Origin of the sequence: Myxococcus virescens, from assembly GCF_900101905.1 — a bacterium.
GTDB classification, from domain to species: domain Bacteria; phylum Myxococcota; class Myxococcia; order Myxococcales; family Myxococcaceae; genus Myxococcus; species Myxococcus virescens.
This window is the reverse complement of the sequence record NZ_FNAJ01000009.1, coordinates 103,599-118,318: the sequence shown is the minus strand read 5'-3', so window position 1 is coordinate 118,318 and position 14,720 is coordinate 103,599. Positions and strand designations below refer to the sequence as shown.

Annotated in this window: 9 protein-coding genes, 5 tRNA genes and 1 other RNA gene; 10 read left to right on the top strand and 5 right to left on the bottom strand. The window is 69.3% G+C overall.

From position 1 onward, the window contains the following. Positions 1 to 4: 4 nt before the first annotated feature. The 4 genes from BLU09_RS24490 to BLU09_RS24475 form a co-directional block, all read right to left on the bottom strand. On the bottom strand, positions 5 to 859 hold the full coding sequence (locus BLU09_RS24490) for a lysophospholipid acyltransferase family protein (protein ID WP_090491917.1): 855 nt from the start codon (positions 857 to 859) through the stop codon (positions 5 to 7). 142 nt (positions 860 to 1,001) lie between these two features. After that, complete coding sequence (locus BLU09_RS24485) at positions 1,002 to 1,940, bottom strand: polysaccharide deacetylase family protein (protein ID WP_090491916.1); 939 nt, start codon at positions 1,938 to 1,940, stop codon at positions 1,002 to 1,004. 17 nt (positions 1,941 to 1,957) lie between these two features. Further along, positions 1,958 to 2,668 carry a glycosyltransferase family 2 protein gene (locus tag BLU09_RS24480; protein ID WP_090491915.1) on the bottom strand — a complete coding sequence of 237 codons (711 nt, stop codon included), beginning with the start codon at positions 2,666 to 2,668 and terminating at the stop codon, positions 1,958 to 1,960. 73 nt (positions 2,669 to 2,741) lie between these two features. Further along, positions 2,742 to 4,055, bottom strand: a complete 1,314-nt coding sequence (locus BLU09_RS24475) for a protoporphyrinogen/coproporphyrinogen oxidase (RefSeq protein WP_090491914.1) — start codon at positions 4,053 to 4,055, stop codon at positions 2,742 to 2,744. Positions 4,056 to 4,261: 206 nt separating this feature from the next. On the opposite strand from BLU09_RS24475, the gene BLU09_RS24470 reads away from it, so the two are divergent. From BLU09_RS24470 to ffs, 9 genes are all read left to right on the top strand, one after another. Next, positions 4,262 to 9,121 carry a tetratricopeptide repeat protein gene (locus BLU09_RS24470; protein ID WP_090491913.1) on the top strand — a complete coding sequence of 1,620 codons (4,860 nt, stop codon included), beginning with the start codon at positions 4,262 to 4,264 and terminating at the stop codon, positions 9,119 to 9,121. Positions 9,122 to 9,267: 146 nt separating this feature from the next. Continuing rightward, positions 9,268 to 10,548, top strand: coding sequence for a serine--tRNA ligase (gene serS, locus BLU09_RS24465; protein WP_090491912.1), 1,281 nt, complete (start codon positions 9,268 to 9,270; stop codon positions 10,546 to 10,548). Between the two features lie 93 nt (positions 10,549 to 10,641). Then, a tRNA-Ser gene (locus tag BLU09_RS24460) sits at positions 10,642 to 10,728 on the top strand. A 44-nt stretch (positions 10,729 to 10,772) separates the two neighbouring features. Next, positions 10,773 to 10,862 (top strand) — tRNA-Ser (locus BLU09_RS24455). 29 nt (positions 10,863 to 10,891) lie between these two features. Further along, a tRNA-Arg gene (locus BLU09_RS24450) sits at positions 10,892 to 10,968 on the top strand. 20 nt (positions 10,969 to 10,988) lie between these two features. Next, the gene (gene tadA / locus BLU09_RS24445; protein WP_090491911.1) at positions 10,989 to 11,453 is read left to right on the top strand and encodes a tRNA adenosine(34) deaminase TadA; all 465 of its coding nucleotides are present in this window, start codon (positions 10,989 to 10,991) and stop codon (positions 11,451 to 11,453) included. A 5-nt stretch (positions 11,454 to 11,458) separates the two neighbouring features. Next, positions 11,459 to 11,545 (top strand) — tRNA-Ser (locus BLU09_RS24440). Positions 11,546 to 11,557: 12 nt separating this feature from the next. Continuing rightward, a tRNA-Ser gene (locus BLU09_RS24435) sits at positions 11,558 to 11,644 on the top strand. 30 nt (positions 11,645 to 11,674) lie between these two features. Beyond that, an RNA gene (gene ffs, locus BLU09_RS24430) (signal recognition particle sRNA small type) lies at positions 11,675 to 11,767 on the top strand. Between the two features lie 64 nt (positions 11,768 to 11,831). On the opposite strand, the gene BLU09_RS24425 is transcribed toward ffs, so the two are convergent. Beyond that, complete coding sequence (locus BLU09_RS24425; RefSeq protein WP_090491910.1) at positions 11,832 to 13,409, bottom strand: glycosyltransferase family protein; 1,578 nt, start codon at positions 13,407 to 13,409, stop codon at positions 11,832 to 11,834. 37 nt (positions 13,410 to 13,446) lie between these two features. Here BLU09_RS24425 and dnaX point away from each other — a divergent pair, with 37 nt between their 5' ends. After that, positions 13,447 to 14,655 carry a DNA polymerase III subunit gamma/tau gene (dnaX, locus tag BLU09_RS24420; RefSeq protein ID WP_090491909.1) on the top strand — a complete coding sequence of 403 codons (1,209 nt, stop codon included), beginning with the start codon at positions 13,447 to 13,449 and terminating at the stop codon, positions 14,653 to 14,655. Positions 14,656 to 14,720: the final 65 nt, after the last annotated feature.

Genomic DNA, 14,720 nt, shown 5'->3' with positions numbered 1-14,720 from the left:
GCGCTCACCAGAACACGCCCTGACGCTCCTTGAGGCCCTGGTGGAGCATGGACTGGATGGACGCCTTCACGGTGCGGACCTTCTTGTCCAGCTCACTGTCCTCGTCGTCCGGGCGCCCGGAGAAGTGCAGCGGCTCCCCGAAGTAGATGCGGTACTTCGTGGGCAGGGGAATGGGCAGGCCCGTGGGGGTGATGGGGAAGGACGGGAAGCCCAACAGCTTCGCCACCGGCTTCAGGTCCATCAGCGCCGGGGCCTGCTCCTCCGCGCCAATGACGGCCACGGGGACGATGGGCGTATTCGTCTCCAGCGCCAGGCGCATGAAGCCCAAGCCGAACTCCTGGAGCTGGTAACGCTGGGGCCACAGCTTGTTGATGCCGCGCGTGCCCTCGGGGAAGACGAGGATGGCCTCCTCCGACTCCAGCAGCCGCCGGCAGTTCTCCGGCGTGCCAACAATCTGCCCCACGCGGGCCATGAAGGTGGAGACGTACGGGAGCGACGACACCCACTTCTCCACCATGCTGCGGATGACGCGGGGCGGGCTGGCCTCCAGCATCATCGCCACGCCAATCATGGCGCCGTCCATGGGCAGCTGGCCGGAGTGGTTGGACACCAGCAGCACCCGGCCGGCGGGCACGTGCTCGATGCCAAATGTCTCCACGCGGAAGTAGTTCCGGTAGAGCCACAGGAGCGGGGCCACCGCGGACAGGCTGTAGTCCAAATCGAAGCCGAACGGGTCCACCCCGTACTCGTTGCCCGGGCGCGACAGGCCATGGAGCCGCTGCTTCTGTTCGGTGTTGGCCAGCCGGTCCGTCCACTCGCGCAGGCCCTTCTTCACTCGGTCGGTGACGTTCTCCAGCATGGGGGGCTCTTTACACCACCGGCCCCGCCGCCGGGAGGGTCCGTCGGCGGAAGCCCTCGCCCTGGCGGAGCAAGCGTGCCCCACGGACACCCAGGCACGGCGGGGACGTACGCTGGCGGACAGGTGCCCTCGTGGGAATGCCTTACACCGAGGCCGACAGCCGCCCGGCGACGTCGCGCAGCGTGAGGACCTCGCGCTCCGACTTCAGCCAGCCGAAGACCTCGCGCAGGCGCGCCATCTTCTGGGTGGCGCTGACGCGCAAATCCCGCTGCTGCCGCACCAGCTCCGGAGGAATCCCGTCCGACGCGTCCAGCACGTCCACGCCGTGCAGCTCGAAGTTGAAGAAGGTGTCCCGCCGGCACGTGCGCCACAGCGCGTGCAGGGACGCGCGGGGCAGCGTGGTGGCGAAGGTGCCGATGAGGGGGAAGCGCAGCGCGGGCGTCACCGTCATGGGCAGCTCCAGCACCGGGCCCGAGCCCCGCCGGTAGGGCTGCGCCGGGTCGGGCCGGTACGGCACCCGAGGCGCCAGGAGCACGCGGGGCGAGTCCAGCACGGAGCGGGACGGACGCCCCAGCACCGACAGGGCCCCCATCACCGCCGCCTTCGCGGAGTAGTACGGCACGGCGGGGAACGCCGAGGAGCCATACCGGTAGCCCAGCGCCGCGGTGGCCGCGTACAGGTCCGCGTTCAGCGTGTAGCCCGGCGCGCGGAACCCCTCCGGCCGCACACCCGTGGCCGCGAGGATGGCGGCGTCCGCGCGCGCCAGGTCCGCGTGGATGGCCTGGGGGCCCCGGCGTGTCAGCGCGTAGTCATGGGCGTGGCTGTGGCTGGCCACCTCGATGCCCGCCTCGTGGGACGCGCGCATGCCCGCCACGGCGACCGGGTCGGATTCGAGGTCCTCACCGATGACGAAGAAGGTCCCCGGGATGCCCAGCCCGTCCAGCAGCTCCCGGAAGCGAGGCACCGCCACCGCGTGCACCAGCGAGCGGGCGCGGGCGTCCAGCAACGACTCCGGCAGGCCGTGGATGCGGCAGTAGTGGGGCAGCGAGTCGAGGTCGACGGAGATGGACGCCAGCCGCACGGTGCGCCCTCCCCGGCTCAGGTCCCGCGGACGCGGATGACGTAGAACAGCTTGCCCACGTTCTTGAGCACGTTGGGCACGCGCTTGAACAGGTGGATGGAGGGCTGGCGCTTCTCGTGGAGCTGGATGGGAATCTCCATCACCCGCAGGCCCTCGCGCCACGCGCGGATGACGAACTCGCTGGCGAACACGTCCATGTCCACCACGCACTTCTGGATGACGGGCAGCAGCGCCTCGCGGCGGAACGCCTTCAGGCCGTGCGTGTCCGTGCCCTGGAAGCCCAGCGCCACCTTCAGCAGCTTGTTGTGCACCCGCGTGGCCGCGCGGCGAATCAGCGGGCGCTGGTCACTGGCGCCCTTGGCCGCCTTGGAGCCCACCACCATGTCCGCCTCGCCCCGCTCCAGCCGCGGCAGCGCCGCGTCGTAGAAGGTCAGGTCGCACAGGTCGATTTCATCACAGATGACGTAGGTGCCCCGGGCCTTGAGGATGCCGGCCTTGAGCGCCACGCCGTAGTTGGGCGTCTCCGAGTGGAACCAGCGCAGGCGCGGGTTGTTCGCGCACAGCCCTTCGAGGATGGCCGGCGTGGCGTCGCGCGAGCCGTTCTCCGCGAAGATGATTTCGTAGTCGAGCCCGCGCGCGTCCAGCCCCTGGCGCAACTCCTCCGCCGCCGAGGCGATGATGGACTCCTCGTTGTAGACAGGGATGACGACGGTGAGGTGCGGGGCCATGAACTCGAACAGAGATGGCTAACACGCCCCAAGCCACCCGTCGACACAATGCGACGGGTGGGCGCAGGGGATGTCAACCGTTGAGTATCCTCGCGCACGCGCGCCCGGCGAGGATGGCGTCTTCCATGGAGGAGTACTCCCACTGCCCATAGCGGCCGGCAATCTGGATTCCGGCATGCTCCAGGAAGCGCAGAATCTCCGACTTCGCCGGACCGTAGGCGTCGTCGTAGAGCACGTAGGCGTGGGGAATCTCGCGCGCCTGGGCGAAGAGCACGTCGTCCGCGGCGTGAATCATCTGCGAGCGCACCAGGTCCTCCACCGCGTACTTCTCCGCCGCGGCCAGGGACAGCTCGCCGTGGTGGCTGTACTCCACGTAGAAGGTGGACGTGTCCGGCGGCGCCAGCGGCGCGTACACCGCGGAGGGCGAGCCGATACGGTACGTGTGGAACTCCGGCTCCGGCAGGTAGATCCAATGCCAGGGCTGGCGGTTGGCCCCCTTGGCGCCCACGGCCACGTAGGTGACGGTGGTGGCGCGCAGCTGCTTCGCCGCGTCCTGCACCGTGTCGGGCACGCCGGCCTCGCCCTTGGCGAGCAGCTTCACCAACCCGGGCAGGGAGATGCTGGACACCAGCCCCGCATAGGGCTGCACGCTCCCGTCGGACAGCGTCACCTTCCGGGCCTTCCAGTCAATGGAGGTGGGCTCGGTGTGGGTGCTGAGCTGGCCGCCCTTCAGGTGGCTCAGCATGGCGCGGGCGAGGCTCTCGATGCCGCCCTCACGCGGGTACAGGAACGACGCGTTGTAGCCCACCGCGTCGCTGCCAGCGCCCAGCGCGCCGTCCACCACTTCCTTGAGGTTGGGACGGGGCACGAAGCGGCCCACCCAGGCGGCGGACAGCTCACGCGGGTGCACTGTCCACAGCTTCTGGTTGTAGGGCACCATGAAGTTCTTCGCGAAGCCCTCGCCCATGTAGCGGAGGATGAACTCCTCGAAGTTGCGCGGCTCGCGCTCGCGCAGCTCGCGGCCCTTCTCACCGTAGATGGCCTCCACGTAGCCGGTGAGGTTCTCCGCCACCACCTCCGGCGGCAGACCGTGGGTGTTCACCTGGTACGGGAAGCGGGTGAACACCCCGCGCGTGAAGATGCCGGCCTTGCGCTGGATGCGGACCATCTGCTCCGGCAGCCACAGCGTGTTCACCAGGGCCTGGATTTCCGGGTCGCGCAGGTGGAGCCAGTGACCGGTGGGGTCAAAATAACACCCCTGGATGACCTCGGTCTTGATGAGGCCGCCGACACGGTCGGACTTCTCGATGAGGCGCCAGGGCTTGTTCAGGAAGTGGGCGGTGGAGAGGCCCGCGAGGCCCGCGCCCAGGATGACAATGGGTTCCATTGAGGGGCGGGTCTACCACCTTCCACTCCGGGAGCGACGAATCGAACGTGGCGTGCTGACCGGTGGAAGGCAGGGGCCCTCGCCCGCTTGCCCGGGAGGGTGCGCTTCAACCTACTCGTGCGCGTTCTTTCCGGGCTGGAAACGCCTCTGGTAGCCTGCGCGCACCGCGAAGGCGCTCGGTCCCCCTCTCGCGAGCTCGGAATCCCATGAAAGTCTCCTGCCCGTCTTGCCAGACGAACTACAACATCGATGACAAGCGGATCCCGCCGGGCGGCGCGAAGCTCAAGTGCGCCCGGTGCCAGACCACCTTCCCCATCAAGCTCGATGCAGTGAGCGCGCCCGCGGCGCCTGCTCCCGCCGAGCCCGCCATTCCGCTGCCGGGTGCCGCGTCCGCCGCGACTCAGGCCGCCGCCATCCCGCTGCCCGGCGCCGCGTCCGCGCAAGCCGCCGCCATTCCGCTCCCGGGCGCCGCGTCCGCGCCGTCCGCTGCCATTCCGTTGCCCGGCGCCGCGACCACGCAGCCCGCAGCCATTCCGCTCCCCGGCGCCCCCGCGTCCACGGGCACCATCCCACTTCCGGGCGCCGCGCCGGCCCACGCCGCCGCGATTCCGCTCCCCGGCGCTCCCGCGTCCACGGGCGCCATCCCGCTGCCGGGCGCCGCGCCGGCCCACGCCGCCGCGATTCCGCTCCCCGGCGCTCCCGCGTCCACGGGTGCCATCCCGCTGCCAGGCGCCGCGCCGGCCCACGCCGCCGCCATTCCGTTGCCAGGCGCCGCGCCCGCGGGAGCCATTCCGCTGCCGGGCGCCCCCGAGGCGTTCAGCGCATCCCCCCACGCCGCCGCCATTCCCCTGCCCGGCGCGGCCGCGCCTCAGCCCGCCGCCATTCCCTTGCCGGGAGGCGCCCCGGAGGCCGACCCGTTCGCCTTCGACATGGGCGAGCCCGCACAGGCCGCCGCCATCCCGTTGCCGGGAGGCGTCCCGGAATCAGACCCGTTCGCCTTCGATATGGGCGAGCCCGCACAGGCCGCCAGCGGCCCGCTACCGGGAAGCACTCCCGAAGCCGACCCGTTCGGCTTCGACATGAGCGAGCCCGCCCAGGCCGCCATGCCCCTCCCGGACGCCGCGCCCGAGGAGGACGCCTTCGCCTTCGACATGAGCTCGCCCGCGGAGGCCGCCGCGGCCATGCCGCAGGCAGATGGCCCGTCCGGCATGGACGCGTTCGGCGACGACTTTGGCGAGCCGGCCCGGGACACCCGCGAGGTGACGCGCGTCGTCTCCATTCCGCTGCCGAGCGACGCCTACCGCGAGCCACCCTCCGCTCCGGCGTCGGGCTACGGCGTGAATGAACCCGCGGGAACGGCGCGCGACTTCGACTTCGAAACCGTCGAAGCCCCCGTCGAGGACACCGCACAGGGCTACGGGGTGAATGCGCCCGCGGGCACCGCCAGGGACTTCGATTTCGCCGAGGACGCCCTGCCCGTTCCCGTCGAGGCTCCGCCCTCCGAGGACGCGTTCGCCTTCGACATGGGCGAGCCCTCCCAGGCCCAGCCGCCCCAGGAAGACCCCTTCGCCCTGCCGCCCCCTGATGCCTACGCGCAGCCGGCCGCCCCGGTGGACGACCCGTTCGCCCTGCCGCCGCCGGACATGGCGCCCCAGACGGACGCCTTCGCGCCGGACGCGTACGCGATGCCGTCCGCGCCCGAGGCCTCGCCCTACGCGATGCCTCCGCCCGCCGCGGGAGCGCCGTCCTTCGACTTCGCCGAACTGCCCGTCCCCGCGAACGCCGATCCGTTCGCGCTGCCGCCCCCGGGAGCGGACTTCTCCGACCTGCCCGCACCCGCCGCGCCCCAGGCCCTGGAGTTCGCGGACCTGCCGGCCCCCGCCGCACCGGACCTGTCGTTCGACTTCAACGAGCCGCCCGCGCCCGGTGCGGACCCGTTCGCCGTCGACTTCAGCGCCCCACCGGCCCCCGCCCCCGCGGCGGAGCCGTTCGCCGCCGATTTCGGCTCCGCGCCAGCGCCGGGTGCGGACCCGTTCGCCATCGACTTCTCGGAACCCCCGGCCCCCGCGCCAGCCGTCGCCGTCAACCCCGCCGTGGACTTCGGTGATGTGGACTTCGGCGCACCTTCCTCGCCCGGCATCCCTGACTCGCTCGAGTTCGACCCCACCGCCCGGCCGGATGACGACCTGGAAGCGGACCTCTCCGACCCACTGCCACCGCCGCCCAACGCGGGCCCCGCAGACGGCCTGGAGATGCTGTCCTTCATCGACGACGCCGGGGGCAAGGACGGCGGCGCCCAGGCGGGCGCCAAGGTGCGCCGTTTCCACGTCCGCCGGCGCTCGGGCAAGGTGTTCGGCCCGTTCGACGAGGGCGTCATCGTCAAGATGCTCGAGGACGGGCAGCTCCTCGGGAACGAGGACGTGTCGCTGGACTCGGAGACCTGGTCCGCCATCGGCACGGTGCCCACCTTCGCCGCCGCCATCCAGCGGCTCATGGAAGGCCCCGCCAAGCTGGTGACGCCCACCGCGGCGCCCGCCGCTGCCGTCGTCGACGCGCCCCGCGTGGACGGCGCCAGCCCGCAGGCCAACATGAAGCGGCTGGAGCAGCTCTATGAAGGCCGCATGGCCGCGGTGTCCGTGGTGGACCGCAGCGGCAACACGGAGAAGTGGAAGAAGCGCGTCCCGCTGATGATTGCCGCGGGCGTCGCCGTGGTGGTGGCGGGCATCGGCGCGGGCACGGAGTTCGGCACGCGCTACGGCGCCTTCGGCCGCCGCGCCCTCTTCCCCCCCCGCATCTCCGACGGCTCGGCCGAGGCGAAGCAGGTGGCGGACGCGAAGCAGGCGCTGCTCACGGACACCTTCGCCAGCTACAAGCAGGCCCGCGAGCTCAGCGCCAAGGTGCTCGCGCAGAAGGAGTACCCGGAGGTGCGCTCGCTGTGGTGCCAGTCCGTCTACTACCTCCAGCGCCGCTACGCCGCGGGCAATCCGAACGAGCTGAGCCGCTGCCGTCAGGACCTCGAGGACATCGAGTTCCTGGGAGAGAAGGATGTGGACGTCATCAAGGCGTCCGCGGCGATCGCGCTCACCTCCCGGCAGGCGGACTCGGTCATCCCCACCCTGAGCGGCGCCTACGGCCGCGAGGATACCCAGGGCGACCTGGAGCTGGCCTTCCTGCTGGCCGAGGCCTACTCGCAGAAGCGCGACGAGAAGCGCGCCCTGGACACGCTGAACAAGGTCCTGGCGAAGAACCCGAAGTCCGCCAAGGCCCACCACGCCGTAGGCAACCTGCACCAGGCCGCCGACCGCGCCGACGAGGCCGCCGCCGCCTATGCCGCGGCCCTGGAAGCGGACCCGAAGCACGTGGCCTCCGCGGTGGAGCTGGCCGCGGTGGAGCTGCTGGTCCGCAAGGACGTGGCGAAGGGCACGGAGGCCGTTGAGCGGGCGCTGGCCGAGGACGTCCAGTCCGCGCTGGGCCCCGCGGAACTGGCGCGCGCCCGCGGCCTCAAGGGCGTGGCGATGTTCCAGAAGCACCAGCCGAAGGAGGCGGAGGCCGAGCTCAAGGCCGCCCTGGAAATGGACGCGAAGTCCACCTTCCTCCGGGGGCAGCTGGCGCGGGTGCTGCGCGTCCAGCGCAACTTCGAGGGCGCCCTGCCCATCTACAAGGCGCTGGCGACCGAGGAGCCCAACAACCTGGAGTTCGCGGACGGCCACATCACCGCGCTGGTGATGACCGGGAAGATGCAGGACGCGCTGGAGGCCGTGAAGAAGGCCAACGGCGTGTTCCCCAACGAGGCGCGCATCGCCTACCTCTACGGACGCATCGAGGACGCGCTCGACAACCTCTCCGACGCGGAGGGCCACTACAAGCGCGCCATCGCCGCGGACGACAACCTGGTGGAGGCCCGCCTCTACCTGGGCCGCTTCTACCTGGCCCAGCGCCGCAACGCGGAGGCGCGGCCTCAGCTCGAGGAGGCTGCGAAGAAGGCACCGGAGAACGCGGGCGTGCGCGCGGGCCTCGGCGAGCTGGCCCTGGCGGAGAACAACACGCTGCTGGCCCAGCAGGAATTCGAGCGCTCCGTGAAGCTCGACCCCATCCTGGCGGACGCCCACCTGGGCCTGTCCCGCGTCGCCCTGCTGACGGACGACCTGGAGACGGCGAAGGTGGAGGCCAACCGCGCCCTGGAGCTGGACCCGCACCTGCTGAAGGACGGCCGGCTGCAGCGCGGGCTCGTGCTGTGGCGCCTGGGGCAGTTGGAAGAGGCCGTGGCGGAGCTGGAGAGGGCCAAGACGGAGGACCCGCGCTCCACCACCATCCCGATTACGCTGGGCGCCGTGCTGCTGGAGCGGGGCGATTTGCCGGGCGCGGAGAGCAACCTGGGCCTCGCGCTGAGCAACGAGCCCTCCAACCACGAGGCGCTCTATTACCTGGCGCTGGTGAAGGCGAAGCGGCTGGAGTTCACCCAGGCGCTGGACAACATGCGCAAGGCCGTGGAGCGGGCCCCCAACCGCCCCGACTACCACTATGCCTACGGCGTCATCCTGCGGGACGCGAAGAACCTGCCGGACGCCATGAGCGCGTGGCGCAAGACGGTGGAGCTGGATGGCGCCCATGCGGACGCCCACGAGGCGCTCGGCCATGCAATGCTGGAGGGCAGCCAGTTCGACGAGGCCATCACCTCGTTCGAGGCCAGCCTCAAGGCCGACCCCCGCCGCACGCGGGTGCTGGGCTCTATTGGTGATGCGTACTTCGCCGCCGCGCGCTGGAACGACGCCATCAAGCGGTACCAGTCGGCACTGAAGGCGGACCCCAAGCTCACCTACGTCTATTACAAGGTGGCCCGCGCCTTCACCGAGCAGGCCCAGCACGCCAAGGCCATCGACTGGTACCGCAAGGCCACCAGCCTCGATTCGGAGAACCCCATGGCCTACTACTACCTGGGCTTCGCCTATAAGGAGCGCAACAAGCGCCGGGAGGCCGTGCAGGCCTTCAAGGACTACCTGTCCCGCAAGCCGGACGCGACCGACAAGAAGGACATCGAGGACGAAATCTACGACCTGCAGAACTGAGGTCGTCGTCCGCCGGACGTCTCCGCGCCCGGCGCATCCCCTCCCCCACGGAGTCAGGGCGGAGGGGGGTGCGGCGTCCGGCCTTGAGCACCCCAGACGTGAGGAACCTTGCTGGCCTCACCGGGGGTGACTACAAGGCGTGCTCCATGCTGGACCTCCGGAACGTTGCGCAGAACTTCGATGCGGTGGTCGCCCGGCTCAAGACGCGGGGCGGCAACCTGGATTTGGGCCCCTTCCAGCGGCTCTTCGCCGAGCGCCGCGAGCTGTATGTCTCCGTGGAGTCGCTGGCCGCGCGCCGCAACGCCGCCAACGAGGAGATGAAGCGCAAGGCGAAGGAGGACCCCAAGGCGCTCGACGCCCTCCGCGGTGACCTCCGCGCCGTCTCCCAGGAAATCAAGGAGAAGGAAGCGCGCCTCAAGGACGTGGAGGAGGAGCTCAACCGCATCCTCCTGCTCATCCCCAACGTGCCCCATGAGTCCGTCCCCGAGGGCGGCGGCGCCGAGGACAACGTCCAGGTGAGCATCTGGGGGCAGAAGCCAGACCTGCTCTTCGCCCCCAAGCAGCACTTCGAGCTGGGTGAGAAGCTGGGCATGCTCGACTTCGAGCGCGCCGCCAAGGTGTCTGGCAGCCGCTTCACCTTCTACAAGGGCGCGCTGGCCCGGCTGGAGCGGGCGCTCGTCACCTTCATGATCGACGTGCACACCAGCAAGGGCTACACGGAGCTGCTCCCGCCCTACCTGGTGCTGCGCGAGACGATGATGGGCACCGGTCAGCTCCCCAAGTTCGAGGACGACGCCTTCAAGACGCTGGGCGAGCCGGAGCGCTTCCTCATCCCCACCGCGGAAGTGCCCGTCACCAACTACCACGCGGACGAAATCCTCGAGGGCGAGTCCCTGCCCATCCGCTACTGCGCCTTCAGCCCCAGCTTCCGGGCCGAGGCGGGCGCCGCCGGCAAGGACACCCGCGGCCTCATCCGTCAGCACCAGTTCCACAAGGTGGAGCTGGTGAAGTTCGCCCAGCAGGAGAAGAGCCTGGACGAACTCGAGACCATGACGGACGACGCCTGCGACATCCTCCGCCGCCTGGGCCTCCACCACCGCGTCATGCTCCTGTGCACCGGAGACATGGGCTTCAGCGCCCGGAAGACGTACGACATCGAGGTCTGGCTCCCCGGACAGAACAGCTACCGGGAGATTTCGTCCTGCTCTGACTGCGGCGACTTCCAGGCCCGCCGGGCGAAGATTCGCTATCGGGCCCAGAGGGGGGACAAGCCCCAGCTCGCCCACACGCTCAACGGCAGCGGCCTGGCGGTAGGCCGGACGACCATCGCCATCCTGGAGAACTACCAGCGCGAGGACGGAAGCGTGGCCATTCCGGAGGCGTTGGTGCCGTACATGGGCGGCTTGAAGGAACTGAAACCGATTTGAGTCTGAATCCGGCTTGCAACGCGCGAAGAATCAGGTAGAAGGGCGGCCCCACGGACGTCGGTCCGGGGGGTGCCAAGTCGGCCCCGGTGGTATGGAGGCGTGGCCGAGCGGTTGAAGGCAGCGGTCTTGAAAACCGCAGAGGGTGCAAGCTCTCCGTAGGTTCGAATCCTACCGCCTCCGAGTTTTTGTTCTTGAATTTGTTGGCTCTTTGACAGAGAAGAGTTGGAGAGATGGCCGAGAGGCTGAAGGCACAGGTTTGCTAAACCTGCATACTCGAAAGGGTATCGAGGGTTCGAATCCCTCTCTCTCCGCCACTTGTTGTTGTAGCAGCGCCGGAAGAAATGCTCCCTTAGCTCAGCTGGATAGAGCGTCGGACTACGAATCCGAAGGCCGGAGGTTCGAATCCTCCAGGGAGCGCCACTTCTTTCGAGCAGTTCTCCATGAGTGACGAAGCTTTCATGCAGCAGGCGCTATCGCTCGCGCGGGAAGCAGCGGAGCTCGGAGAGGTCCCCGTAGGTGCGGTGGCGGTGTTCAACGGTGAAGTCGTTGGCACTGGATTCAATCGCCGCGAAGTGGACCGCAATCCGCTCGCTCACGCAGAGATGTTGGCAATGGATGCCGCAGCCCGGAAGATCGGTGCCTGGCGGCTCTCAGGCGTCACCCTGTATGTGACACTTGAGCCATGTGCCATGTGCGCCGGAGGTCTGGTGCAGTCTCGCGTGACACGACTCGTTTTCGGTGCCTTCGATCCGAAAGCCGGTGCGGTGGGTTCGCTGTACAACCTGGTCGAAGAGCCTCGACACAATCACCGGCTCCAAGTCACGAGTGGTATCCTGGCGGACGAGAGCCGCCTGCTTTTGAAGACGTTTTTCGGGCGCTTGCGTGCGAAGAAACGTGACAATTGAATACTGGAGAGCTGGCCGAGTGGTCGAAGGCACCTGACTCGAAATCAGGCATACCGGCAACGGTATCGTAGGTTCGAATCCTACGCTCTCCGCTCCAGATTTTTGGAGAGGTGGCCGAGCGGTTGAAGGCGCACGCCTGGAACGCGTGTATATCTGAAAGGGTATCGTGGGTTCGAATCCCACCCTCTCCGTTGTTGTTTCTGCAGTACGTGGTTACATTCTTTATGGTCGGGACAACGTGGGGGCGTGAACCCCGCCAGGTCCGGAAGGAAGCAACGGTAGCGTACTTCCGCGTGTGTCCCGGCCGTCCTTTTGAAGAGCCGGTGTCCTGTCAAGGGCACCGGCTCTTCGCCTTTGCGGGCTGGCCGCTCCCCTCCTCTACTCGCGGGAGAGAATCGTCTCGCGGCCCACCTTCCGGACGATTTGGAAGCCGCCGGCCTGGAGCTCGGCGAGCGCGCGGTCCTCGAAGGTGACGGCGCGGTTGAACGTCCTGTCCCGCAGCGCACGTTGGAACGCGCCGTCGTGGGGCCAGTCACAGGTGAGCCAGGGAATCCGCTTCCCCAGGTAGAAGTAGCCGCCCGAGCCCCACAGTCCCTCATTGACGATGAGCAGCCCCCGCGCATTGCCCCGGGTGGCGGCGACAATCGCGCGGAGCTGGTCTGCCCGCAGGTCCCCGGGTGGAAAGAAGACGGCCGCGCTCATGCTTGCGACCAGCGCGAGTCCGGCCAGGCCCCACCGCCCCGTTGGCCGAGCAAGCTGGACGAGGCCCGCCGCTATGGGTGGCGCCGCGGCCAGCACGCCCAGCACCAGGCCGGGATAGAGGAAGCGCTCCTCCTTGTGCGCGGTGGCCAGGAGCACGCCGGTGTACACGGCGGCGCACCACAGCGGCAGGGACAGGGCGCGGTGCTGGCGAAGCGCGGCGATTCCCACGGGCACGGCGGCCCAGGCCCAGAGCGGCACGGCGGTGAGCAGCGGCTTCACGTAGAAGCTGGGTGCGTCGGCTCCGAACTGAGCCGCGGCCTTGCCCGAAAAGACGTTGAAGCGCGCATAGGCGAAGAAGGAGTGGAACGGCGAGCCCCACGTCGCCCAGTCCAGCGCGCCGAGCGCCACCGCCACGCCCAATCCTCCAGCGCACGTGAAGGCGAGCAGTCGCCACCGCCTCGCCGCCGCCAGCCACACCAACGCCGCCAGGACGAAGACGGCCGACGGGTAACGGGCCACCACCGCCAGCCCCAGGGCCATGCCGCCCACGAGCCCTGCCCTTGCGAGCCGCGCTCTCCGGTCCAGCGCCTCCACGGCGACGATGAGCAGCGAGGCGGAAATCGACTCGGCCATGGTGCGCCCCGCGAAGACGAGCAGGGGCCCATAGAGCCCCACGAGCAACGTCGACAGCAGGCCACCCGCGGCCCCCGCTCGGCGCTGGGCGAAGCGGTACGCGGCCCAGAGACTCCAGGCGTGCAATGCCACCTGCGGAATGGCCACCACGACGCGGTAGGCCCTCGGGTGGGTGATGCCCAGCAGGTCCGCCAGCTTGAGGAAGCCCGCCAGGACGCCGGGCACGGCCCAGTTGCGGAGGCCCTCGCGCCACTCCCAGGCCAGGACGCCGTAGCCGTGGACGCGCCACCATGCGGGCTCCAGCGACTGGTACACCTCATCCGGGTGGATGCGGCCCAACTGCACCACCGCGATGAGGCCAGGCAGCAGCGCCACTGCCCCGAGCACCCAGCGCATCCAGTTCCGGACCGGCGCCTCTTGGGGCGTGGCCCCGGGCGCTAGAGAGGTGGGCTCGGGGGTCGGGATGGAATCAGCGGGCGTGACAGGGAGGGGGGCGGACACGGGCGCGGCCGACTCTTTCCGCCCGCGTTCCCGGACGCAAGGTGTGAAGCGTTCGTCTGCCCGCCCTGGATCCGAGCCCGACGGGGAGTGGAATCCCACCTCGTGGGAGGGCAACGACATGGATCATTCACGCCGCCGTGTTTAGATGACGCCCCCCATGAGCTACCTCGTTCTCGCCCGCAAATGGCGCCCACAGAAGTTCGACGACATGACCGGACAGGAGCACGTCGTCCGGACGGTCGCGAACGCCATCAAGATGGACCGGGTCGCGCACGCGTACCTGTTCTGTGGACCTCGTGGCGTGGGCAAGACGACGGCCGCGCGACTGCTCGCCAAGGCGCTCAACTGTGAGAAGGGCCCCACCGCCCAGCCCTGTGGCGAGTGCCGTGCCTGCACGGAGATTGCCGCCGGCACCAGCGTGGACGTCGCGGAAATCGACGGTGCCTCCAACAACGGCGTCGAGAACGTCCGCGAGATTCGCGAGAACGCGAAGTACCTGCCCCAGCGGGACCGGCACAAAATCTACATCATCGACGAGGTCCACATGCTGTCGGGAGCGGCGTTCAACGCGCTGCTCAAGACGCTGGAGGAGCCGCCCGGGCACGTGAAGTTCATCTTCGCGACCACCGAGGCGCACAAGCTCCCGGACACCATCCTGTCGCGGTGCCAGCGCCACAACTTCCGGCGGATTCCGGCGGCGCGGATGCTTCAGCGTCTCCAGGAAATCTGCAAGGCGGAGGGCGCTGGCATCTCCGACCGCTCGCTGTCGCTGGTCGTGCGCCAGTCCGAAGGCGGCATGCGCGATGCGCTGAGCCTCCTGGACCAGGTGCTCGCCTCGTGCGGCGCCAACCCCTCCGACGAGGAAGTGGCCGACGCGCTGGGCGCCATCGACCGGACGTTGGTGCAGGACTTCGCCGATGCGCTCGTCCACAAGGACGCGAAGCGGGTGCTGGAGCGTGTGGAGGAAGTCTTCAACCGCGGCCTGGACTTGAAGCGCCTGGCCGAGGAGCTGGCCTTCCAGCTGCGGCATCTCTTCGTCACCAAGACGCTGGGCAAGGCGCCCGACGAGCTGGCCGAGTCCGAGCAGAAGGCGCTGATGGCGCTGGCGCAGGACGCGGAGGCCGCGCAGCTCACGCGCTTGTTCGACGTGGTGCACGGCTGCATCTGGGACGTGTCGCGTGCGGCCCAGCCTCGGCTGGCCCTGGAGATGGCGCTGCTCAAGGCCATCCAGTTGTCGCCGGGTGGTTCGATTCCCGAGCTGCTTGCCCGCGTGGACAAGCTCGCGGCGGGGATGGGTGAAGGTTCCGCGAAGTCGAACGCTGGAGCGCCGGGAGGTCGCTCCAGTCCCACGAACTTTCGCGCCTGAGACACGACACGACGCTTCCGTGATGCAGGCGGCTGCCCCCGCCCCACGTCCGTGGGAAGCGAGGG

Coding starts and splice junctions, on each gene's coding strand:
- BLU09_RS24490 (WP_090491917.1), bottom strand. CDS start 859: ATGCTGGAGAACGTCACCGACCGAGTGAAGAAGGGCCTGCGCGAGTGG.
- BLU09_RS24480 (WP_090491915.1), bottom strand. CDS start 2,668: ATGGCCCCGCACCTCACCGTCGTCATCCCTGTCTACAACGAGGAGTCC.
- BLU09_RS24475 (WP_090491914.1), bottom strand. CDS start 4,055: ATGGAACCCATTGTCATCCTGGGCGCGGGCCTCGCGGGCCTCTCCACC.
- BLU09_RS24470 (WP_090491913.1), top strand. CDS start 4,262: ATGAAAGTCTCCTGCCCGTCTTGCCAGACGAACTACAACATCGATGAC.
- serS (WP_090491912.1), top strand. CDS start 9,268: ATGCTGGACCTCCGGAACGTTGCGCAGAACTTCGATGCGGTGGTCGCC.
- tadA (WP_090491911.1), top strand. CDS start 10,989: ATGAGTGACGAAGCTTTCATGCAGCAGGCGCTATCGCTCGCGCGGGAA.
- BLU09_RS24425 (WP_090491910.1), bottom strand. CDS start 13,409: ATGTCGTTGCCCTCCCACGAGGTGGGATTCCACTCCCCGTCGGGCTCG.
- dnaX (WP_090491909.1), top strand. CDS start 13,447: ATGAGCTACCTCGTTCTCGCCCGCAAATGGCGCCCACAGAAGTTCGAC.